This window comes from Rheinheimera sp. B2H12 (genome assembly GCF_059620065.1).
In genome coordinates this window covers 3,268,157-3,290,783 of record NZ_CM184363.1, presented here as the reverse complement: position 1 = coordinate 3,290,783, position 22,627 = coordinate 3,268,157, and the positions used below count along the sequence as shown (strand labels likewise).

Genomic DNA, 22,627 nt, shown 5'->3' with positions numbered 1-22,627 from the left:
CAGGCGTTTCGGGAGTCAATTATGGAAATTCAAGAAGCTTTTGCTGTGCCTTTGATGATGTTCATGATTTTTGTGGCGCCGATCTGGGTCATCATGCATTACCGCAGCAAACGAAAAATGTCAGAAGGTTTATCCGAGACTGAGTTAAACCAACTGAATGATCTGTCAAACCGAGCAGAAAAAATGGCGGACAGGATTAAAACGCTGGAAGCCATTCTGGATGCTGAGTCGCCAAATTGGAGACGCGAGCATGAGCACAGTTAAAAAAGAACTGTTAAGGGACGACCGCAATGGCAAAATCGCCGGGGTCTGTGCCGGTATTGCTGATTACTTTGGCTGGGAGTTGTGGTTAGTCCGGGTGGTAGCTTTGGCGGCGGTATTACTTGGCTTTGGTGGATTTTTACCTGTACTGTATATTGCTGGCTGGATAGTGCTGGAGAAAAAATCTGTCGCTGAAGCCAGGCAAGGTCGGCAGCCTGTCGCGAAAATGGACAGACCGGTGGAAGTGAAAACCCGTATTTGGCAACGCGGTGAAGCACCGAAACAAGCCTTAGGCCATTTGCAACAACAGTTTGACCATATTGAGGTGCGGCTACGTCAGTTGGAAAAACATGTTACGTCGCATAAATTTCAGCTGAATCGTGAATTCAGACGGCTGTAATCGCCACCTTCGGGTGGCTTTCCCTTGTCTTTTGCTGTGGAGGGCCGATGCACATCTGGCGCAAGCTACAACATCAAACGCAGGTATTAGGGCAAAGAGCTCTTGATCGTCATGTCAGACTTGGTATTACCGGCTTGTCCGGCGCCGGTAAAACCGCTTTTATCACCAGTCTGGTCAATCAACTGACCGGACCTGTCAGTGAACTGGAACTGCCATTTTTCTCACCCTTGCAACAACAGCGTTATCTGGGCGGCAAAGTGCTGCCGGATCAGGCGATGCAAACACCGCGTTTTCCTTATGAGCTGAACGTGCAGCAACTGCGCCAGGGGCAATGGCCACAGTCCACCAGTAATTGGAGCCAGCTCTCATTGCAGCTACGTTATCGGCCGACCGGAACTTTAGCTGCGCGCTTGACCGACTATCGTGATCTGCAACTTGATTTGGTGGACTATCCCGGCGAATGGTTATTGGATTTGCCGATGTTACAGATGGATTATCAGCAATGGTGTGATTTTAGCTGGCAATTATTTCACCAGCCGCAGCGGGCAGATTTAACAGCAGAGTTTGAAACATTTCTACAAAACATTGATTTGGATGATGATTCTGAGTTGCAGTTACAAAATTTAACCGACAAATTTGCGCTGTTATTATCGCGCTGGCGGCATGAATGCCACGCCTATTTGTTACAACCCGGCCGTTTGTTACTGCCTGGAGATTTGGCTGGCACCCCTCTGCTGCAATTACTGCCATTGTTGCCAGCACAACTGCAGCGGCCGTCAAAATTGTTGCTGCGACTAAAAAAACATTACCAAAGTTATCAGCAACTGGTGATCGAGCCCTTTTATCAGCGTTATTTTGCCAGTCTGGACCGTCAGGTGGTGCTGGTCGATTGTTTGTCTGCGCTCAACGCTGGTTATGATGTGCTGCAGGAACTGCAACAAGCACTGATGTTAATTTTACAAAGTTTTCAGTATGGTCCTGCCAGTTGGTGGCAACGCTTGTTCCAGCCCCGTATTAACAAAGTATTGTTTGCGGCCAGTAAAGCCGACCAGCTCACGCCGGAACAACATAAAAATCTGACCTTGCTGTTACAACAATTGCTGCAGCAACCCCTGCAGGACAGCCGTTACCAGTATTGCCAGTCTGAAGCCATGGCGCTCTCTGCCGTGGTTTGTACTGAGGTGGGCCAGGTGCAGACCAGCGAGGGTCAGCAGCCTTGTATTCAGGGACGGCGGGCCCCGGATGGTGAGCTGTTGACCATCTATCCGGGCGAAATGCCCTGGACTATGCCATCCCCCTTGTTGTTTGCAGAGCATGCCTTTGCTTTTGCTGATTTTTTGCCAAGAGTATTAAGGTCGCAACAACAACTGCCGCAATTGCGGCTGGATCAGGCGCTGGAATTTTTACTTGGAGATAAACTCAGATGACACCAACCGACCCCCCGTTAAAACAGGCCAGTCGATTCAGTGCGGCTGATTTTCAGACGTTAAAGCCCGCTCAGTCAGAGCCGCTGCAGTTGCAGGCGGCTGTTCGCTATGATGACAGTGCTTTTGAGCAAGCTGAGCCTGTGGTGAGCACTGAACCTCAACAGACTGATCGCAGCCTGTGGTACTGGGCTGGTGCTTTAGCCTGTGCGCTCTTACTGGCGGGCTGGCAATGGGCTGATTTTATCAGCACCAGTTGGCAGGCCAGTCTCTGGCAAGGCGGTGTTGTTACAGCGCTCACCGGTTTTGTGGCAGTGCTGGTAGGGCGTGTCGCCCTGACCGAATGGCGCTTATGGCAGCAACTGCGGCAACGCCAGCACTGGCGACAAGCTGCTGAACGGATCCAGGCCTCGGTGCAGTTTGGGGAAGCCTTACCTTTATGTCAGCAAATCCGCCACGCGATGCCTGCTGGAACCGCTACTGAAACCTTGTGGCAACAGTTTTTGACTCAGCATCAGGCCCAGTTCAGTGATGCCGAAACACTGCGTTTGTTTGAGCAGACGGTCGTGCAGGCGGCTGATAGCCAGGTACAGCAGCAAATCCGCCTGGCAGCCATGCAAACTGGTGTGGCGGTAGCGATGAGTCCGTTTGCCCTGGCGGATATGCTGCTGGTGTTGTGGCGCGCCAGTCTGATGCTGCGGGAAATCGCCAGTCTCTATGGTTGTTCGGTTGGTCGGCTTCGCAGTGTACGTTTGCTGAAAAAATTTGTTCAAACGCTGTTTTTTACCGGTGCCAGCGAGATGGCGGTGGACTTAGGCAGTGATTTTGTCGGCGCTGAACTGACCGGTAAATTATCTGCCCGCTTGGGTCAGGGCGTGCTGGCGGCGGTGTTGGTGGCAAGATTGGGCAAATTTGCGCAACAGGAATTAAGGCCGTTACCGTTAACGGTGTCTGAACCTGGGTTGATCCGTCAGGTGATGCAGGACCTGCTGACGAAATTTACCTCAGGTAAAACTGCAAACTAAATTTTACAATCGTCCGCATTTGTCGCCGCAGAGCAGCGACAAATGCAGACTGACGGATGTCTGCATGCCTTGTGTTTGTTATAACCAATTTGCTTAGATGATAAAAAATTCATCTAAGGCAAATTTTGATATGAGCAGTTCGCAGTTCCCGCAGGCAGAGACTTTTTTCATCGCCCCAACAGATGCCGGGCATCATCCGGCCAGCCCTCATGCTGAAACCCAGTGTATTCATGCCGGTAAAGTGAAAGACAGTCAGTACGGTGCGCTAGCGACGCCGTTATATCAGACATCAACCTTTGTGTTTGATAATGCAGAGCAAGGCGCCGCCCGTTTTGCCGGTGAACAGCAGGGGTATATTTACACCCGGCTTGGCAATCCCACCACGCGGGAACTGGAACTGAAAGTGGCAGCGCTGGAAGGCATGGCGGATGCTGCTGCCACTGCGACCGGCATGGGCGCGGTCGCTGCTGCGACCATGGCCTTTTTACAACAAGGGGATCACCTGCTCGCCAGCAAAGCCATTTATGGTTGTAGCTTTGCCTTGTTTAACCATCAGTTTGCCCGCTACGGCATTGACGTCAGTTTTGTTGATATGACTGACCATGCTGCGGTGCAGGCCGCACTGCGACCGAACACCCGAATGTTATTTGCTGAAACTCCGATTAATCCGAACCTGGTGGTGCTGGATCTGCAGTTTCTCGGGCAGTTTTGCCAGCAGCACGGCATTATTTCGGTGATTGACAACACTTTCCTGACACCATTATTGCAACAGCCAGCCCGGTTTGGCATCGACATTGTGATCCATAGTGCAACCAAATACCTCAACGGTCATGGCGATGTGGTGGCCGGTATTATTGTCTCTGATGTCGAAAAAATTCAGACCATCAAATTGACCACGCTCAAAGATATGGGCGCGACTATCAGTCCGCACGATGCCTGGCTGATTATTCGGGGTTTGAAAACGCTGGCGGTACGGATGGAACGCCATTGCAGTAATGCCCAGCAAGTGGCCGAATTTTTAGCGACCCATCCGGCGGTGGCGCAGGTGTATTACCCCGGCTTGGCGGATCATCCCGGTCATCGTTTTATTGGTCCGCAGATGCGCGCTGCCGGTGGTGTGCTAGCTTTTGAACTGAACGGTAGTCTGGCCGATGGTCGTTATTTTATTAACCAATGTCGATTGCTTAGCCTTGCGGTCAGTCTGGGAGATGCTGAGTCCTTAATCCAGCATCCGGCTTCAATGACCCACAGCCCTTATACCGCAGAAGAGCGGCAAATGGCGGGGATTAGTGATGGCTTAATTCGGATTTCAGTCGGTCTTGAACACGTCAGCGACATCATTGCTGACCTGTCGCAAGCCTTAGTAAAGATGCAGCAACAGCAAATTAAATGATTTTAAATCAATAAGATATATTGTCTATATGCATCAGCTGTTTAGATATCTTTACGATTTGCCGCAAGTGATTTTCAATCGGGTGATTAACAGCCGGATCACAATCAACTAGGATCCGGCTATCAAAGCTGCGCCACAGAAGCGCCGGCTAAAAAATTTTGCAACAGGTAGCAGTATGACAACTTACGTATCCAAACAATCCGATGCGACTGGCTTTATTGCCTGGAGCGAGGAGGAAAACGCCATCTGGAGTCAATTGATGGCGCGGCAGTTATCCTGTATTCAGGGCAAAGCCTGTGATGAATATATGGCCGGCCTTGAGAAGCTGCAATTGCCAACTGACCGGATCCCACAACTGGAAGACGTCAGCAAAGTGCTGCGGGCAACCACAGGCTGGGAATGTGCCGAAGTTCCGGCGCTGATTAGTTTTGATCGCTTTTTTGAATTACTTGCCAATAAACGGTTTCCGGTTGCCACTTTTATTCGTAGCAAAGAAGAATTTGATTATTTGCAGGAACCGGATATTTTTCATGAAATTTTCGGCCATTGCGCTATGTTGACTCATCCGGACTTTGCCGAATTTACCCATATTTATGGCAAATTGGGTTTGGCTGCCAACAAAGAAGACCGGGTTTATCTGGCCCGATTGTATTGGTTTACCATTGAATTTGGTCTGATGGAAACTGCGGCGGGTCTGCGGATCTATGGCGGCGGAATTTTATCTTCGCCGGGCGAAACCCAGTATGCGATGCACTCAGAGATCCCCGAGCGTAAAATGCTGGATGTGGTTGATGTGTTCCGCACCCCATATCGGATTGATATCATGCAGCCGATTTATTTTAAAATCCGCGGTATCCATGACCTGTTTGACATTGGTCAACTCGATTTAATGGCGCTGGTGCAACAAGCCAAAGCGCTTGGTTTGCATGCACCGAAGTTTCCGCCAAAACAGAAAAAAGCCAGTTAAAGCTGGCTATTCAATAATTTCCTTGTGATCACAGAGAACAACCATGACTGAATTAGCCGTAATGAAATGTGAAGCTTGTCGGGCAGATGCGCCTCGGGTGTCTGATGCAGAGCTGCCGGAGCTGATGCGTCAGATCCCGGATTGGACCCCGATAGTACGGGACGGTATTATACAATTAGAGCGCAGCTATAAATTTAAAAATTTTAAGCTGGCTTGGGCATTCCATCAGCAAGTTGCACAGCTGGCTGAAGCAGAAGGTCATCATCCGGCATTATTATTGGAATGGGGCAAGCTGACCGTCACCTGGTGGTCACATTCGATCAAAGGCTTGCATAAAAATGATTTTATCTGTGCGGCAAAAACTGATCAGCTACTGGCGCAGTAATAGCGCCTGTCAAGTAACGGCTGCAACCGGTTAACGCAAGGCTTCGCTGGCAATTTTTTTGTCGAAATTGCCGGTTGTTCATATTAGTTTACAAAAAGCACTGGTCTCGATGCGCTTTTATCCCGTATGATAAATGATATCAGACAGATAAAGGCGTGTAAGACGATGCGTTTAGAAATTCATTGTCAGGACCGAGTCGGTATTGCTCAGGAAGTCCTGAATATTTTGGTGAATTATCAACTTGATTTGCGTGGTATTGAAGTTGATCCGATGTTAGGTCGGATGTATGTAGCATTCCCGACTGTTGATTTTGAAAAGTTTCAAGAGTTAATGGCAAAAATTCGCCGTATCACCGGGGTGGATGATGTCAAAACCACCGCATTTTTACCCTCAGAACGTGAACACAACGAACTCAGCACTTTGCTGAAAACCTTACCTGATGGTGTTATCGCCATCGATACCAAAGCCAATGTCACCATTATTAACGATGCTGCGCTGCAAGCTTTGTCCGTCGGCTTTGATGACATTATTGGTCAATCACTGGCGACTATGGTCAAAGGCTTTAATTTTTTACGCTGGCTGGAAAGTGATGATGTACTGGCGCAAACCCGCCGTTTTGAAATTCATGGCAAAAGATTTATTGCTGATGTGCTGCCGGTGATGGTGCCGGATGAAGCAGGCCATGAAATTCTGGCCGGCGCAGTGATCAACTTAAAATCTGAAAGCCGGCTGGGCGAGCAGATGGTGGTGTTTAAGAAAAGTGATCAAGAGAGTTTTAATTCCTTGCAGGCCAGTAGCAATGTGATGCGGCGGGTGGTGAGGGAAGCTAAAAAAATGTCGCAGTTGGATGCGCCTATTTTGATCATTGGTGAAACCGGCACTGGCAAAGAGCTGCTGGCTCGAGCCTGCCATGCTGCCAGCAGCCGGGCTGGCAAACCTTTTTTGGCAGTCAACTGCGCCGCAATGCCAGACAATGTCGCAGAATCTGAGTTATTTGGTTATGGTCCTCATGCCTTTTCCGGCAGCACTGAAGGCAAAAAAGGCATTTTTGAACAAGCTAATAAAGGTACGGTATTTTTAGATGAAGTCGGTGAGATGTCACGTGAGCTGCAGACCAAATTACTGCGGTTTTTACAGGATGGCAGTTTTCGCCGGGTGGCGGATGAAAATGAAGTACGGGTTGATGTCCGTGTCATTTGCACTACGCAAAAAGATTTACCAAGTATGGTGCGGGAAGGGAAATTTCGGGAAGATTTGTTTTATCGGTTGAATGTGCTGACACTGACTTTACCGCCGCTGCGAGATCGTAAACAAGATATTGTGCCGCTCAGTGAGTTGTTTATCAGCCGCTTTGCCGCCCGGTTAGGCCGCAAACCACCAAAAATGACCGAGGATTGTGCCCAGTTTGTCCAGCAATATCCTTGGCCTGGTAACGTGCGGCAACTGGAAAATGCCTTATACCGTGCTGTGACTTTGCTTGAAGGCTATGAGCTGGATAAAGATCAGTTGCAATTGCCCAGTTACACCAATGACTTTGGTTATCTGGAAAAAGATTTTGATGGCACGCTGGATGAGGCGGTTAAAAAGTTCGAAGCCAATCTGCTGCGCAAACTGTTTCCTGCCTATCCAAGTTCAAGACAACTGGCGAAAAAGTTGGGTTTAAGTCACACTGCAGTCGCAAATAAATTACGTGAATATGGCATTAATCGTAAGAGTGTAAAAATTTAACTACGCTTTGTGCGCTTCTCTGTACTAGTAACAGCTGCAAAAGGGCATTTTTGCGGCTGTTTTTAGTTATTTTAGGTAAAAATACCTTTTCGTATAAATATTTGTACAAAACAACTGTTTTCAACTGTTAGCACCTTGTTAGCCAGCACCCTTTCTTTTTCAGCCAAACAGCTCAAGATAGCAAGCACAAAACAATATCTTATCTCTGGAGTTTGCTGATGTTCGATCCTATTAATCCGTTAGGAACTGATGGTTTTGAGTTCGTGGAATACACTGCGGCTGATGCCGAAGGTATCAATAAGTTAAAACAACTTTTTGTTTCACTGGGTTTTACTGAAGTCGCACAGCATCGTTCCAAACAAGCTTGGTTATACAAGCAAGGTGATATTAATTTTATTGTCAATGGCGAGCCAAATTCACAGGCGGAAGAGTTTGCCCGCCAGCACGGACCAAGCGTCTGTGCGATGGCATTCAGAGTCAAAGATGCCGCCGCAGCTTTAGGTCATGCCTTAGCCAATGGTGCCAAGGAATATCACAATCAGGTTGGCCCGATGGAACTCAATATTCCGGCAGTCTACGGCATTGGCAGCAGCCTGTTGTATTTTGTTGATCGTTACGGCCAAAGTTCTGTCTATGACGTGGACTTTAAATTTTATGATAACTGGCAGACCTGCATGGCAACCCATGGGGTTGGTCTGGAAGTGTTAGACCACTTAACGCACAATGTCCGTCGTGGCAATATGAACCTCTGGTCAGGTTTTTACGAGAACATTGGTAACTTTCGCGAAATCCGTTATTTTGATATCGAAGGCAAGCTGACTGGTCTGGTGTCCCGTGCCATGACAGCACCTTGCGGTAAAATTCGTATCCCGATCAACGAATCTTCCGATGATAAATCTCAGATCGAAGAGTTTATTCGTGAATACAAAGGCGAAGGCATCCAGCATATTGCTTTGACCACCGAGAATATCTACGAAACCGTGCGCACTCTGCGTGCCCGTGGCATGGACTTTATGCCGACACCTGACACTTATTACAACAAAGTGAACAGCCGGGTGGTTGGCCATGGCGAAGACGTGGATATGCTGCGTGAACTGCGGATCCTGATTGACGGTGCCCCGGAAAAAGACGGGATCCTGCTGCAAATTTTTACCAAAACCGTGATTGGTCCGGTCTTTTTCGAAATCATTCAGCGTAAAGGTAACCAGGGCTTTGGTGAAGGTAACTTCAAAGCGCTGTTTGAGTCTATTGAAGAAGACCAAATCCGGCGTGGGGTATTAGCTGATGCGTAAGTGGACGTCTTTTCCATTAAAAGAAGGTGACGTGTCCCGCCAGGCGCACGCCGATTTTCCGGAGCAAGCAATTTATGAGCGCGAAGTCGGCCGCAGTGGCTTTTTTGGCCCGGCGTCCCACCTGCATCATACTCATGCCCCGACCGGCTGGAGCAACTGGGAAGGACCGTTACGGCCACGTTTGTTTAACTTTAATCACATCGCCGAAGATCAGCACAATTCGCCATGGGCAGTGCCGGATCTGCTGCACAATGCGCACTGTAAAATGCGCACCTGGCGGCTCCAGCAGCCGATGGATTATTTAGTGCGCAATGCCGACGGTGATGAACTGTTATTTATCCATGAAGGCAGTGCCGAGTTGTATTGTGATTATGGCCATTTGACGCTGCGTGATGGCGATTATGTCGTGATCCCGCGCTCAACCATGTGGCGGTTAGTTCCGAGCGAGCCGTTATTTGTGCTGATGATTGAAGCAACCAATGATTCCTACCAGTTACCGGAGAAAGGTTTGGTTGGTAATCATGCGATTTTTGACCCGGCGATGCTGGATACACCAAAAATTGATGCAGCTTTTCAGGCGCAATATGCTGAAACAGAAACTAAAGTGCAGATCAAACGGCATGGTAAAGTCTCGACAGTCACTTTTCCGTACAACCCGCTGGATGCGATTGGCTGGCATGGTGACTTAACCGTCATGAGGATCAACTGGCGTGATATCCGGCCTTTGATGAGTCATCGTTATCATCTGCCACCTTCAGCGCACACGACTTTTGTGGCGCAACGTTTTGTGGTCTGTACCTTTGTGCCAAGACCGATTGAAAGTGATCCTGGTGCGTTAAAAGTGCCGTTTTATCACAACAACGACGACTACGATGAAGTGCTGTTTTACCATGCCGGCGATTTCTTCAGCCGCGATAACATTGAACGTGGCATGGTGACTTTCCATCCGGCTGGTTTTACCCATGGTCCGCATCCGAAGGCTTTTCAGGCTGGACGCGAGTATCGCAAGAAATTCACTGATGAAGTTGCGGTGATGCTGGATACCCGTGATGCCTTGGAAGTCGGACCCGCTGCGGTGGCTACTGAAAACCCGGATTATGTCAACAGCTGGAAAGTTAAACCTGTGTCAGCAGTCTGACCCATGTCGGCTGACAGTCAGCTCGGAGTGCCGGCTGACTGCAACCTGAAATCGCAATTTTGGATAGGAAGTAAACAATGAAATTAGCCAGTCTGAAAAATGGCAGTCGTGATGGTCAGTTAGTGGTCGTTAGTCGTGATTTACAGCGGGCTGTTGCAGTGCCGCAGATCGCGCTTACGTTGCAATATGCCCTTGATCACTGGCCTGCAGTGGCACCGCAATTAGCCGAAGTCTATCAGGGACTCAATCATGGCTCAGTCGCCGGCGAACTGGCGTTTGATCAGACCGCCTGTGAATCACCATTGCCGCGGGCATACCAGTGGGCGGATGGCAGTGCTTATGTTAATCATGTTGAATTAGTGCGTCGGGCCCGTAATTCTGAAATGCCACCAAGTTTTTGGACAGATCCGCTGATGTATCAGGGCGGTTCGGATGATTTTATTGGTCCACGTGATCAGATTGAAGTGGTCAGTACAGATTATGGTATTGATTTTGAAGGTGAAGTTGCAGTGATCACCGGTGATGTGCCGATGGCTGTTTCGCCAGCAGAAGCCGGGCGGCACATTCGGTTGGTGATGCTGGTCAATGACGTCTCGCTGCGGGGGTTGATCCCAAATGAACTGGCAAAAGGTTTTGGCTTTTTCCAGTCCAAACCAGCCTCAAGTTTTAGCCCGGTTGCTGTGACGCCAGATGAGTTAGGTCAGCATTGGCAAGATCATAAACTGCATTTACCTTTGTTATCGACGCTGAATGGCCAGGCTTTTGGTAAACCAAATGCCGGTGTTGATATGACTTTTAATTTTGCGCAATTAATCGCGCATGCGGCGAAGACGCGGAATTTAGGTGCTGGTGCTATCATTGGTTCTGGCACAGTGTCAAACAAACAAGGCACTGAGTATGGCACTTCGATTGCTGAAGGTGGAGTAGGTTACAGCTGTATCGCTGAGATCCGGATGATTGAAACTATCCGCGATGGCAAACCTGCGACACCTTTTATGCAGTTTGGCGATCAGATCCGACTGGAAGTGCTGGATCAGGATGGCAACTCAGTATTTGGTGCTATTGATCAGCAAGTTGTGCCCTATCGTCAGGATTAATTCGCTCTGACGTGGTATTTAATAAAGGCTACTTGGTTCCAGGTAGCTTTTTGCTATCTGCTGCTGACATCTTATGTTGAGCTATCGAGCTGCCGCTACGTGGTAGGCTAGGGAGAATTTAATGGAACTCTATAGTTACTGGCGGTCTTCTGCCGCTTATCGGGTCAGGATCGCGCTGGCACTCAAAGGATTGGCCGTTGATCTGCATCCAGTGCATTTATTGCAAGATGGTGGTCAGCAACGTCGGGCTGAGTATCAGGCGCTAAATCCAGCCCAGTTGGTGCCAACACTGGTTGATAATGAGTTAGTCCTGAACCAATCGCTGGCCATTCTGGACTATCTGGAAGCTTGTTATCCTGAACCTGCGCTGTTGCCAAAGGAACTGTCACTGGCAGTGCAAGTGAGAGCGGTGACACTGGATATTGCATGTGACATTCATCCGTTGAACAATTTACGGGTTTTACAATATCTGACTGGGCCGTTACAGTTAACGGAGCAGCAAAAACTGCACTGGATCCTGCATTGGTTACAATTGGGTTTTCAAGCGCTGGAACAACGCCTCAGCCAGCAAGCGGGGACTTGCTGTTTTGGCAATCAGGTGACTTGGGCTGATATTTGCCTGGTGCCACAAATATACAATGCGCTGCGTTTTGGTCTGGATATGTCGCCTTACCCGACGCTGAACCGAATTTATCGCCATTGTATTGAGTTACCAGCTTTTATTACCGCGGCACCTGAACAGCAAGCTGACGCGCAGAAATAATCTGCCAGGCTGAGTCTGTTCGCAGACCAGCTTGGTTGTCGCTGAAAAAGATGAATTCGCCAGGATGCTGGGTTATATTCATAGCCATGAATATGATCACTGTCTGTTGCTTGGTGCCAGACAGTCAGGTAACGGAGCAGCCCATTGATCAGAGAAGTCCCAAAACGGCCACTATTGGCTTTGTTTGTCAGTGAAAATGCCGAGGTGCTGGCGCAATTTTGCCAGATCACAGCCAGTTTGCCGGATTGGCAAGTTCTATGTTTGCCAGATGCCGCAGCGGTCAGAATTGAGCTATCGCTGTCAGTGCCGGACCTGTTATTGACCACAGCGTTAACGCCGTATGACAGTGGCGAATCTTTATTGGATCACGCCTGCCAGCATAGTCCTGCCACTGTCAGAGTGTTGCTCAGCGTACCTGAAACAGAACAGTCTTTGTTGGCAACCACCCATAGCACCCAGTTACTATTACATGTGCCACTGAATCAAACAGAGGTCTTGGCTTTGTTTCAACGTGTCCGGCTGTTGCAACAAATGCCATTTACCGCCCACAGTCGATACCAGTTGGGTCAAATTAATACGCTGCCGCTGCTGCAAAATCATTATCAGACCTTACTTCAGTTGTTGTCCGATGATGAATCGAGCAATGCAGCAATTGCCGCCAGCATTGCCAGAGAAGCACCACTGGCCGCCAAGCTGATCCAACTGGCTAATTCTGCTTACCTTGGTTTTAGCCGCCAGACGCATGATCTTACCGAAGTGGTCATCCGACTCGGTCGGATGCGGATTAAAGCCGTATTATTCGCTGTGCAATTGCATAATCAGTATGAAGATCGGATCAAAGCTGAATTACACCAGCAGTTACTGGAAAATTCTTTTGAACTAGCCAGCATGGCCAGTCAACTGGCTAAAACACAACAAGCCGGTGCCGAGCTGGCCGATAAAGCATTTTTGGCTGGTCTGATGCAGGTGTTGGGGCCTTTGGTGTTATTAGCTGAGCTGCCGCTGAGTCATCAGCAACTCAGTGAAGAAGATATGTTGCAGGAAGGCATTCCGGATCATTGCCTGATCAGTGCTTATTTACTGTTATTATGGGGTTTTACTGAAGATGTCTGTGAAGCCGTGATGTATCGCCTCAGCTTGCAACAGGTCGCGCAACCGGCTTTATTGCAAACGATTATGCATTTGAGTTCCTATGTGTTGTTGTTTCGTCGGCAACAAGCCGAACAACTACCAGTGTTATGCTGGACAGCTTTGCAGCAATTTCAGTTAACGGATGAGTTTAGCCGGTTACAGCAGTTCTGAATCAAGGAAAGCACCATGGCTTTGCAGGTACCCAAACGAAAATTAAATGCGGCTTTATTTTATATGGGCTGCTGCGGTTTGATTTTTCAACTGACGGCCTTGGTGTTTGGCTGGTTTGTCCATCAAACCTGGTTACAGTTACCCTGGTATGGCTGGTTGGGGCCGCTGATTTGTTTGTTGTGGGCTTTGTTACCCGCTTTACAACTACAACGTGAAGCGCCTCAACCTTATCGACAAAAATTTTAGCGGCTTTGCATCAGCATCGATTCAACGCGGATTTCTTTGATGCCTGTCTCAGACAGGACAAAGTGAATTTGGCCACGTTTTTTCGAAGTAAACTGGTACAGATGTTGGTCAATTTGCAGCTGGTACAGCTGGCTGATGGCATCTTTGTAAAGCTTAATGTGATGTTGCCCTAGCTGCCAATTAAAGCCTGATACTGGCTCTGGGCTGAAATCTGGCACCCAGACTTGTTGCTGTTCATTTAACACCAGCGCCAGTGTATAACGTCTTGGACTTTCGGCGACAGCCATCTGCTGCTGACCCAAACGGAACATGTAGTGATGCTGTTGTTTTTGCAACGCCAGACCGAAATCGAATTGATGTGATTTGCCATTGCCATCAATATAATGGCCATGACCGGCGTATTCATACTCGGCTTGTAACGGGGTGGCTGTGAACAGGTAACATAAAGCATAAAACCATCTCATCGCACAACCTCGCTCAGCTCTGGCTGGGAGCAATCAACAGTTGTTGGCCGGGTTGCAGCACACTCTTGGCTTGCAGCTGGTTCCATTTCAGCAAATCAGCCAGTTTAATTTTATGAGAACGGGCGATTTTATCCAGTGAATCGCCCTTCTGCACGGTATAACTACGCTGACTGCTGTTGTCACGTTTGGTGGACGAAGGAATTTTTAACTTTTGACCAGGTTTTAATGCCGACTTATCAGTCAGGTTATTTAATTTTTTCAGCGCCGCCACATCGACTTTAAATTTACGCGCCAGATCCCACAGATTATCGCCAGATTGGATCTGATAGCTATCGAGTTTGCGGCGAGCACCTGTAGCTGCGGATACGGATTGATTTTGGGCCGAGGTACTGAGCCGTAACAACTGACCTATTTTCAGCTGGTCTGAGCTTAACTGATTCAGCTGTTTGATAGTTTTTACACTGATGCCATTTTTTTGCGCTATCAGGCTCAGACTATCACCGGCTTTCACCTGATACCGCCCAGCTGTGGTTATCGCTTTGCCAGTACGTTCTTCATCTGCCCATGCCGTGCTGGCTGACTGATGTTTGGCTTGGGGTAATTGATGGCTTTGCCTGGCAAACAAGCTGACTTTATCGATAGGTAATACCAGTCGGTGCGGACCGGAAGCGGAAGTGACAGCACCACGAAACGCCGGATTTAATTTTTTAAGCTCCGCCAATGGAATTCCAGCCAGTTTAGCGGCAGCAGCCAGTTCAACCTGGCCTGATAATGACGCGATAGCGATTCGCGGCCGGTTCGGGATTGGGGTAAAGCGGATACCGTACTGCTCGGAGTTTTGCAGAATATCAATCAACGCCAGCCACTTCGGTACTGTGCTGGTGTGACGGGATGGGATCCGTAATGACCAAAAATGAATACTTTTACCAGCACGCTTGTTGGCGGCAATCGCCTGTTGAATTTTACCTTCACCGGCATTATAACCAGCCACTGCATTCAGCCAGTCTTCGCCAAGTTCGTTATAGAGATACTGTAAGTAATCCAGCGTTGCCGTGGTGGATGCAATTGGATCTTTTCTGCCGTCATACCATTGATTGCGTTTTAAACCAAAGTTTTTCGCGGTCTGCGGCACCATTTGCCATAAGCCTGCCGGTGCACCAGCTTGCGCCAGTGGATTAAAGCCACTCTCAATCACCGGCAGCAAGGCCAGTTCAACCGGCATCTGGCGTTTTTCCAGTTCAATCACGATGTGGTATAAAAAGGGGTCTGCACGCAGGGCAACCTGGTCATAAAAACTCTGATAACGGCGGTAAAACTGGCGGTATTTACGCACTTCAGCATTATCTGGAATGTCGATCCGGCTTTGCTGGCGAATGCGTTGCCACACATCAGGCAGTTTGGCCAGTTCAACATTGTCACTCTGGCTGATACTGGTGTCCGTCAGTTCCACTGCAGTCGGGGGTTGCAGCGGTTCCGCTTCCAACATTTCACCGTCTTCTGGGACAGCACTGCTGATTTCAGCTGATTCAGCGGGTAACTCTGGTCGTGGGAAAGGCGCCGACACACAACTGGCCAAGCAACATAACAACAATAATCCACTGAGTTTTTTAATCATCAAAACGACCTTTTTGGAGACGACCCGACACCTGGCCGGCAGCAAAAAAAGACCGCTATGTTACCTGCTGTGATGCTGATTGCAAGTTTCTGTCAGAATTGATTTTTCCAATCACGCAGAAAGCTAAACAGATTGAGTGCATCCGGTTGTTGCCATTGCTGTTGTAAGTGCGGCAGTTGACAACGCAAATAAGGGTTAATTTTTTGCTCCAACGCCAAAGTCGAAGGTAATGATATTTGACCGTCAGCCAGTTGCGCTGACAGTTGTTGCAGGTATTGGACTATCTGTTGATTCTGAGGTTCAACCACTGCTGCAAATTTCAGATTATTGAGCGTGTATTCATGGGTACAGAAGATTTGGGTGCTTGCCGGTAATTGTTGTAAAAGTTGCAGCGACTGGTACATCTGTGCCGGACTGCCTTCGAATAACCGGCCGCATCCGGCGCTAAAAAGGGTATCACCACAAAATAACCAAGGCGTGGTCGCTGCATCATGACAGACATAAGCCAGATGACCCAAGGTATGACCAGGTACCGCCAGTACTTGAAAGTTCAGTTGCAATGCCTCGATTTGCAGCACATCGCCACCTTGTAATAGCGTTACCTGTTGCGGCAGATGCTGAATTTTATGCTGTTCTGCCGCCGGCAAATACAGCTGCAACTGAGGGAATTGTTGTTGCAACTCGATGATGCCGTCAACATGATCCCAATGATGATGGGTGATCAGAATGGCAGCCAGTTGTAATTGCCGGCTGGCAAGAAAGGCCTGCACTGCTGCAGCACTGCCTGGATCAACCACCAGTGCCGCTGGCAGGTTATCATGATGAATACACCAGATATAGTTGTCTTTAAATGCTGGCAAAGCAGTGCTATGGTACATCAGGCAGCTCCAGGAAGTAGGTTGATGACGCCCGTCACAACAAGGTCGCTATTATAAGGTCAGTTCTTGATGAAACCAGCATTAAACAGACAAACGCCGGCCATAGTACCGCAAAACTGGCAGGATTTTGCCAAAGGTCAACAACTAGCGCATCAGTTGGAGGCACAGTTTAATTTATGGTGGCCGCGTATTTTTGGTTATCACTTGCTCAAAGTGGGGGCGTTAAGCTGTGCTATCGATACCAGTGCCTGTAGCATCAAACATCAAATTCAGTTAGCAGCATCCTCGCCATTGGCAACAGTTGTGGCCGATCCGGATGATTTACCTTTTATCGCACATGCCGTTGATGCTGTGTTGTTAGCGCATTGCCTGGAATATGCCCAGGATCCACATCATGTGATCCGGGAAGCGCACCGGGTGCTGATGCCCGATGGTTATTTATTACTGAGCGGTTTTAACCCGCTCAGTAGCTGTGGCTTATTAAAGCTCTGGCCAGGGTTACAGCATCAATTACCCTGGAGCGGACGTTTTTTTACGCTATCGCGGGTGAAGGACTGGTTGCACTTGCTTGGTTTTGAAATTTTATACGAACAACGATTGTTCTGTTCCAGTCTGTTCTCTGAGCATAATCCAATGCCAGCCTTCCGGCATTGGGCAGATCAACATCTGCACTATTTTGGAGCAGCTTATGTGATGGTGGCGCGTAAACGCACTTTACCCTTGACGCCAATCAAACCCAAATGGCAACTCACCAATAGTTTTAATCCGGCAGTGAAAGGGATCAGCGCCAGGCAAAGGCTTTGAGGCAGGCCGATGGTGTCCGGAGCCGTTGCTATTGCTATTGTTGTTGTAACCAGCAGTCCAGCGCATTGCCAAAACGTTGTTTATCCTTGTTGTCCAGTACAGCGGGTCCAGCTAACGGCACACCACTGCCACGCAATTCTTCCTGAAAATTCCGCAGTGTCAGCCGGTCAGCAATATTATCACGATTAAGCAATTCACCTCTGGGCGTCAAGACCACTGCACCGGCCGCGATAACCTGCGCCGCGAGTGGAATATCCTGGGTGATCAGTAATTCCCCTGCTTGAATATCTTTGGCTATTCTGGCGTCAGCCCGGTCAAAACCGGCTTGCACCCGGATAGCTTTAATCAGCGGGCTGGCAGGGAGTGGAATGGCATGATTGGACACAAATCGTAGTTCGGTCCTGGTGCGTTCACTGGCTCGGCATAACATGTCGCGACAGACTTTCGGGCAAGCGTCGGCATCAATCCAAATGAGCATAGTCAAGGGTTCCCGGTGAATAATGATGTCAAACTGATGTTAGGCTGATGTTGTAACATGGTTTTTGCCTGATGTTGGCTCAATTGCATAAACAGCAATCCTGGATGCGGAGTGGCTGGTTGGGGGGCAGGGGTAAAACCAAAAGTCTGATAGCAGTGCTGAGCGCGTAGATTGTGTTTAAAGACAAATAAGGAAAAATCTTTTTGGCTGTCCTGCTGATAACCGCGTGCAATCAGACTCCACAACAAGGCTTGGCTAAGACCTTGGCCACGCCACTGCGGTAATACCAGCAATCGTGCCAGGTGATGGCGGTCAAAACGCTGGCAAATTTGGCCAAAAGCGACCGGTCCCTGCGGTTGTGACAACATAAAACTTTGGCTGTCTTTTTTGTACAGTTGCTGCAAAAATTCCAGCCGGCGTGGTGGGAAACGAAAGCCTTCGCCACCCCAGTCTGTCAGTTCTTGCAGGGAATTAAAGTGCAGCATCAGGCCAGCACAATCATCCGGGCTGGCTAAAGTTAGCGCTAGTGGCCAATCAAATTGGATTGAATTCATGATGTTAACCCGAAACCAGACCGACCGGCCAGTCCAGTTGCCAGCACAATAGAATGGATCCAAGTGCCAGCAGCTGCAGTAGATTGACCCGCCAGGCGATACGATAAAACGGTTGGCTGTAATAACGCCGATCCGTACGCAACCAATGCAGGGTCAAACCAATCAGCATGGCCGGCAACGCATAACTGAGGTTAAATACCCCAGCACTCAAACTGATCAGGCTGGCCACCAGGCTGCAAAATACAAACAACAGCCATGCCATCACACTGGTTTTACTGCGACTAAACTGCACGCGCTTGCTCCTGGCCTTGTCTGAGCCTTTTCCTGTCGTTTAACCATGCGGTTACCACATCAAATCATCCGGAATTTTAAAGTCTGCATATGGATCATCTTCAGGCATGGCTTCATCTTGCTGATTCAGCACGATAATGGTTTCAGGCTGTCGCTGCAGCACTTTTTCGGCCACCTGAATGGGGATCAGGTGGTAATGCTCACCCAATCTGGCGATAGCTATCAGGCCTTTCACCAACTGCTGCTGAATTTTGCTGCTGACATGCAGCCGTTTGACTAAGCTGCCGTCGGTAAAGTTAAAAGCAATCTCACCTTTATAAGGCAGGGAGTTTAACTCGATAATCTGTTTTACTTGCGCCGCTAACGCTTTGTGCGCCAGCGCTTCGGTTTTTTGACGGTTTAATTCTTTATCGCGGCTGATTTGTGCTTGCCGGCTTTCTTCGGCCAACACTGCGGCTTCATTGACCACAACACCATGTTTGCCAGCCTGCACCCGCTCTTTATGTTTTTCTTTTTTAATGGCATTTAATTTTTTGGCATTGCCAAGGCCCGCTTTTAGTAATTGTTCTTGCAGTGATTTACTCATCTTTACATCCGGTATCGGGAAGAATAGCGCTATTGTTTCATGTTCTGCTGGCCTTGCAAAGTAGCTGCATCTTAGCGAAAAGCTGACGGGCAGGGCGCTTTTCGGTTATGCTATCAGGGTTTATGTCAGCCCAAGAGAGCGCGCTTTGCAATTTCAAGATTTAAAACTCGACCCACGTCTTATTCGTTCCATTCAGCACCTTGGTTTCACTGAGCCCACGCCTATCCAGCAAGATGCCATTCCGGCCGTGATGGTGGGTAAAGATTTGATCGTATCGTCTAAAACTGGGTCGGGTAAAACCCTGGCATATTTATTACCGATGATGCAACGGCTGTTGAAAAGCCGACCTTTGTCACAAAAAGACGCCCGGGCGGTCATTCTGGCGCCAACCCGTGAGTTGGCATCACAAATTTATGCACAGTTGCGTTTATTTGTTGCCAATACCCGGCTAACGTCTGCTTTTATTGTTGGTGGTGAAAACTTTAATGATCAGGAAAAAATCTTAAAACGCCAGCCTGATATTATTGTGGCAACACCAGGTCGTTTGGCTGATCACTTGGAGCATAAAAGCTTTTTTGTTCAGGGTCTTGAAATGCTCATTCTGGATGAAGCAGATCGGATGCTCGACTTGGGTTTTATGCCGCAACTGAATGCGATCCACAAAGCCGCCAGCCACAGATTACGCCAGACGCTGATGTTCTCAGCTACCCTGGATCACGCCGAAGTAAATGAGTTGGCGCTGTCATTATTAAATGATCCTTATCGGGTTGCCTTAGGTGCGGGTTATGACCCGCACAAAGATATCAGCCAACAATGTTATTTCTCCGACAGTCTGACGCATAAAGAAGCCTTGCTCAGATATTTCCTCAAGCATGAAGTTATCAAACAACTGATTATCTTTACTGCGACCCGCGAGGATACCGACCGGTTGGCACAATTGGTTCAGCAAACCGGTCTGGCGGCGGTAGGTTTGAATGGCAAACTGACGCAGGCGCAGCGCAATAGTGTGATGCAGGCATTTGCGACGCACAAATACCAGGTGTTGGTGACCACAGACGTCGCTTCGCGCGGTCTGGATTTACTGCAGGTATCGCATGTGATCAACTTTGACATGCCAAAGCACCCGGAAGAGTACGTGCACCGGATAGGCCGGACTGGCCGCGCCGGTCAACAAGGAAAAGCTTATTCTTTAGTTGGACCGAAAGATTGGGATAGTTTTGTCCGGATTGAGCAATTTTTGCGCCGACCACTGGACATGGCGACTGTGGACACTTTGCCTGCCAGGTTTAATGGTGTCAAACCAGTTACAGCTGTTAGTAAAAAGAAAGCAGATGCCACCCCCGGTAAGGTAAAAAAACCGCAGCGTGCAGTGGAGAAAACAGCGGCAACAGCTGCCGTGAAGAAAACGCCAAAATTTTTCCAGGGTGGCGACGATGGTTCAGCACCACTGAAAAAAAAGCAAAAATAATCTGATTTGGTTGTTTTTTATTCACAAAATAGTGCTACACTCGTTCCGTCATCTGCTTAAAAACCAAACAAGTTTGATGGCAAGATATTGTTTGTAAACGTAAGTTTTTCAGACAATCGGAGCGGTCAGAACACAGGGAATTTATTTTCTGTTGGAACAGCAATACCTATTGACCCAATTATAAGGTTCACTGATAATGGGGTCGTAATATGTACTAGCTCGAACGTGGCCGGTAATATTTAAGTCGCCAGTTGTATGGCAAATCTAGTTAAAGTAAGAGAATGTTATGTCACAATTAATTTCCGGTACCGTTAAGTGGTTCAACGAAGATAAAGGTTTTGGTTTCATCGAGCGTGAAGGCGGCAAAGACGTTTTCGTTCACTTCCGCGCTATCAACGGCACTGGTCGTCGTACTCTGGTTGAAGGTCAGAAAGTGACTTTCGAAGTAACTGAAGGCCAAAAAGGTCCTCAGGCTGAGAACGTAACTGTAGTTGCTTAATAGCAATCTATAGTCCAAGTTTCTGTAAAGAGCCGGCTCATGTAGCCGGCTTTTTGTCTTTAAATTTTGCCAAAAATGCAGTGATTTTGAGTAAACCGCGGTTTGCGATTTAGCCTTGGTATCTGCGGCTGATCAACAACTGCTTTGTTGCGCATTACAGGCCATTCTCAGCAAACCATATGTTGACCCTTCGAAGATATAGGTTTCCGTTCGAAATGTGTCAGCTGTAAAGATGAGATGTGGTGTTTGAGCGGTCACCGCAGGGGCTATTTTTTGCTACAGCTTGCGCAGTGAAAATTTACCAGCCAAACCCAAGTTGAGCTTGCGCTTCAGTACTTTTAAGTCCGACATGAATGCCAACTAAGCGCACAGAGCGGCCGTCGCCACGTTGCCAGGCTTGTTGTAATAACTGCTGCAGGATTTCGAAATTCAGTTCCGGATGTTGTCGTTCAATCGTGGTTTGACGAAAATCCTGAAATTTAAGTTTTACCCCAATTTTTTGAATTTGATGTTGCGCTTCACAACGTTCAATCCGGCGGATCAATTTCTGGTAAAGCTCAGCCAGCGAGGCATGCCCTTGTTCCAGATGGAGTAAATCCTGGCTGAACGTATGTTCGACCGCGACAGATTTGCGTTCCCGTTCCGGCTCTACAGCCCTGGGATCAATGCCCTGACTGCGTTCAAGCAGCACTTCGGCAAAGCTACCAAATTCTTTCACCAGCAAAGTGAGATCTGCCTGCTGAATATCCCGGCATAAGTGCAGACCCAGTCTGGCGAGTTTTTCAGCGGTCTTTTGTCCAACTCCAGGAATTTTTCGCAGTGGCAAGGTCGCAACAAAGTCAGCTGTTTTATCCGGCGGCAATACAAACAAGCCGTCTGGTTTATTTTCATCACTGGCTATTTTGGCCAGAAATTTATTTGGCGCCACTCCAGCTGAGGCGGTTAAACCCGTTTCCTGTAAAATAGCACGACGAATATCGGCAGCAATCAGCGTGGCTGAGCCACCAAAGTGACTGCTGTCGCTGACATCCAGATAAGCTTCATCCAAGGACAAGGGTTCAACTAAGTGGGTGTACCGATGGAAAATAGCCTGAATGGCTGTACTGGCTTCTTTGTACTTATCCATCCGGCCCGCCAGTAAGATCAGCTGCGGGCAAAGTTTCAGCGCTTGTCCGGTCGGCATTGCCGAGCGGACACCATAAGCCCGTGCCGGATAATTACAAGTGCTGATGACACCGCGTTCAGTGCGACTGCCACCAATAGCGATAGGAACCTGCCGTAATGCCGGGTTATCGCGCATTTCAACGGCAGCAAAAAAACAGTCCATATCAATATGAATGATTTTACGCATCAGCAGGTAACCAGAAATAAACTGTATGTTTATACAGCTTATTGTGCGCTTGAATTCGGTTCTGTCAAGTAAGATTTACTAACATGCTGATTTGCAATGAATACTTTACAATAATGACAGCTCAGGCCAGTACTGGAACCAGCATAATAGTCCGACATGGAAGTTTAGATGGCTATTTTATGGGTGCAACGAGCGCTGATTCAATGTATGATAGCGCC

25 protein-coding genes are annotated in these 22,627 nt (G+C 48.4%); 17 read left to right on the top strand and 8 right to left on the bottom strand.

The genetic code is table 11. From position 1 onward, the window contains the following. The first annotated feature begins 21 nt into the window (after positions 1–21). From pspB to AC53GJ_RS14095, 14 genes are all read left to right on the top strand, one after another. On the top strand, positions 22–264 hold the full coding sequence (pspB, locus tag AC53GJ_RS14160) for an envelope stress response membrane protein PspB (RefSeq protein WP_496728565.1): 243 nt from the start codon (positions 22–24) through the stop codon (positions 262–264). After that, positions 251–661: an envelope stress response membrane protein PspC gene (gene pspC / locus AC53GJ_RS14155; RefSeq protein WP_496728563.1), complete on the top strand. Its 411-nt coding sequence runs from the start codon at positions 251–253 to the stop codon at positions 659–661. Before pspB ends, pspC begins: the two co-directional genes overlap by 14 nt. 47 nt (positions 662–708) lie before the next feature. After that, entirely contained in the window at positions 709–2,088 is a 1,380-nt protein-coding gene (locus tag AC53GJ_RS14150) for a YcjX family protein (protein ID WP_496728561.1), read from the top strand. After that, positions 2,085–3,110, top strand: coding sequence for a TIGR01620 family protein (locus tag AC53GJ_RS14145; protein ID WP_496728559.1), 1,026 nt, complete (start codon positions 2,085–2,087; stop codon positions 3,108–3,110). Before AC53GJ_RS14150 ends, AC53GJ_RS14145 begins: the two co-directional genes overlap by 4 nt. A 130-nt stretch (positions 3,111–3,240) precedes the next feature. Further along, positions 3,241–4,503: a methionine gamma-lyase gene (megL, locus tag AC53GJ_RS14140; RefSeq protein WP_496728557.1), complete on the top strand. Its 1,263-nt coding sequence runs from the start codon at positions 3,241–3,243 to the stop codon at positions 4,501–4,503. A gap of 175 nt (positions 4,504–4,678) precedes the next feature. Further along, a complete protein-coding gene (phhA, locus tag AC53GJ_RS14135) occupies positions 4,679–5,470 on the top strand; it encodes a phenylalanine 4-monooxygenase (RefSeq protein ID WP_496728555.1) in 792 nt (263 codons plus the stop codon). A 43-nt stretch (positions 5,471–5,513) separates the two neighbouring features. Continuing rightward, on the top strand, positions 5,514–5,855 hold the full coding sequence (locus AC53GJ_RS14130; RefSeq protein WP_496728553.1) for a 4a-hydroxytetrahydrobiopterin dehydratase: 342 nt from the start codon (positions 5,514–5,516) through the stop codon (positions 5,853–5,855). Positions 5,856–6,020: 165 nt separating this feature from the next. Continuing rightward, the gene (tyrR, locus tag AC53GJ_RS14125) at positions 6,021–7,583 is read left to right on the top strand and encodes a transcriptional regulator TyrR (protein WP_496728551.1); all 1,563 of its coding nucleotides are present in this window, start codon (positions 6,021–6,023) and stop codon (positions 7,581–7,583) included. A gap of 218 nt (positions 7,584–7,801) precedes the next feature. Beyond that, complete coding sequence (gene hppD / locus AC53GJ_RS14120) at positions 7,802–8,875, top strand: 4-hydroxyphenylpyruvate dioxygenase (protein ID WP_496728549.1); 1,074 nt, start codon at positions 7,802–7,804, stop codon at positions 8,873–8,875. After that, positions 8,868–10,013: a homogentisate 1,2-dioxygenase gene (locus tag AC53GJ_RS14115; protein WP_496728547.1), complete on the top strand. Its 1,146-nt coding sequence runs from the start codon at positions 8,868–8,870 to the stop codon at positions 10,011–10,013. The genes hppD and AC53GJ_RS14115 overlap by 8 nt, the downstream gene beginning before the upstream one ends. A gap of 77 nt (positions 10,014–10,090) precedes the next feature. Beyond that, positions 10,091–11,110 carry a fumarylacetoacetate hydrolase family protein gene (locus tag AC53GJ_RS14110; protein ID WP_496728545.1) on the top strand — a complete coding sequence of 340 codons (1,020 nt, stop codon included), beginning with the start codon at positions 10,091–10,093 and terminating at the stop codon, positions 11,108–11,110. Between the two features lie 121 nt (positions 11,111–11,231). Next, on the top strand, positions 11,232–11,873 hold the full coding sequence (gene maiA, locus AC53GJ_RS14105; protein ID WP_496728543.1) for a maleylacetoacetate isomerase: 642 nt from the start codon (positions 11,232–11,234) through the stop codon (positions 11,871–11,873). A 144-nt stretch (positions 11,874–12,017) separates the two neighbouring features. Next, the gene (locus AC53GJ_RS14100; RefSeq protein ID WP_496728541.1) at positions 12,018–13,175 is read left to right on the top strand and encodes an HDOD domain-containing protein; all 1,158 of its coding nucleotides are present in this window, start codon (positions 12,018–12,020) and stop codon (positions 13,173–13,175) included. A 15-nt stretch (positions 13,176–13,190) separates the two neighbouring features. Beyond that, complete coding sequence (locus AC53GJ_RS14095) at positions 13,191–13,421, top strand: hypothetical protein (protein WP_496728539.1); 231 nt, start codon at positions 13,191–13,193, stop codon at positions 13,419–13,421. On the opposite strand, the gene AC53GJ_RS14090 is transcribed toward AC53GJ_RS14095, so the two are convergent. From AC53GJ_RS14090 to gloB, 3 genes are all read right to left on the bottom strand, one after another. Then, positions 13,418–13,885, bottom strand: coding sequence for a hypothetical protein (locus AC53GJ_RS14090; RefSeq protein ID WP_496728538.1), 468 nt, complete (start codon positions 13,883–13,885; stop codon positions 13,418–13,420). The genes AC53GJ_RS14095 and AC53GJ_RS14090 overlap by 4 nt on opposite strands. 13 nt (positions 13,886–13,898) lie before the next feature. Further along, entirely contained in the window at positions 13,899–15,500 is a 1,602-nt protein-coding gene (locus AC53GJ_RS14085; RefSeq protein WP_496728536.1) for a lytic transglycosylase, read from the bottom strand. Between the two features lie 92 nt (positions 15,501–15,592). Beyond that, a complete protein-coding gene (gene gloB / locus AC53GJ_RS14080; RefSeq protein WP_496728535.1) occupies positions 15,593–16,378 on the bottom strand; it encodes a hydroxyacylglutathione hydrolase in 786 nt (261 codons plus the stop codon). Between the two features lie 69 nt (positions 16,379–16,447). On the opposite strand from gloB, the gene AC53GJ_RS14075 reads away from it, so the two are divergent. After that, complete coding sequence (locus AC53GJ_RS14075) at positions 16,448–17,182, top strand: class I SAM-dependent methyltransferase (protein ID WP_496728534.1); 735 nt, start codon at positions 16,448–16,450, stop codon at positions 17,180–17,182. 34 nt (positions 17,183–17,216) lie between these two features. On the opposite strand, the gene AC53GJ_RS14070 is transcribed toward AC53GJ_RS14075, so the two are convergent. Genes AC53GJ_RS14070 through AC53GJ_RS14055 form a run of 4 tightly spaced genes read right to left on the bottom strand, consistent with a single transcriptional unit; the run spans position 17,217 to position 19,091 of the window. After that, positions 17,217–17,660, bottom strand: coding sequence for a YaiI/YqxD family protein (locus tag AC53GJ_RS14070; RefSeq protein WP_496728533.1), 444 nt, complete (start codon positions 17,658–17,660; stop codon positions 17,217–17,219). A 2-nt stretch (positions 17,661–17,662) separates the two neighbouring features. Continuing rightward, entirely contained in the window at positions 17,663–18,214 is a 552-nt protein-coding gene (locus AC53GJ_RS14065) for a GNAT family N-acetyltransferase (RefSeq protein WP_496728532.1), read from the bottom strand. Between the two features lie 4 nt (positions 18,215–18,218). Further along, positions 18,219–18,506 (bottom strand): hypothetical protein, encoded by a 288-nt coding sequence (locus AC53GJ_RS14060; protein WP_496728531.1) that lies wholly within the window; start codon positions 18,504–18,506, stop codon positions 18,219–18,221. A 51-nt stretch (positions 18,507–18,557) separates the two neighbouring features. Next, on the bottom strand, positions 18,558–19,091 hold the full coding sequence (locus tag AC53GJ_RS14055; protein WP_496728530.1) for a DUF2058 domain-containing protein: 534 nt from the start codon (positions 19,089–19,091) through the stop codon (positions 18,558–18,560). 145 nt (positions 19,092–19,236) lie between these two features. Between AC53GJ_RS14055 and AC53GJ_RS14050 the strand changes: the two genes are divergently transcribed. Both AC53GJ_RS14050 and AC53GJ_RS14045 read left to right on the top strand, forming a co-directional pair. Further along, complete coding sequence (locus AC53GJ_RS14050; protein ID WP_496728529.1) at positions 19,237–20,559, top strand: DEAD/DEAH box helicase; 1,323 nt, start codon at positions 19,237–19,239, stop codon at positions 20,557–20,559. A gap of 286 nt (positions 20,560–20,845) precedes the next feature. Continuing rightward, positions 20,846–21,058, top strand: a complete 213-nt coding sequence (locus tag AC53GJ_RS14045) for a cold-shock protein (protein WP_031565533.1) — start codon at positions 20,846–20,848, stop codon at positions 21,056–21,058. 298 nt (positions 21,059–21,356) lie between these two features. Here AC53GJ_RS14045 and dinB read toward each other — a convergent pair whose 3' ends face one another. Continuing rightward, the gene (gene dinB, locus AC53GJ_RS14040) at positions 21,357–22,409 is read right to left on the bottom strand and encodes a DNA polymerase IV (protein WP_496728526.1); all 1,053 of its coding nucleotides are present in this window, start codon (positions 22,407–22,409) and stop codon (positions 21,357–21,359) included. Positions 22,410–22,627: the final 218 nt, after the last annotated feature.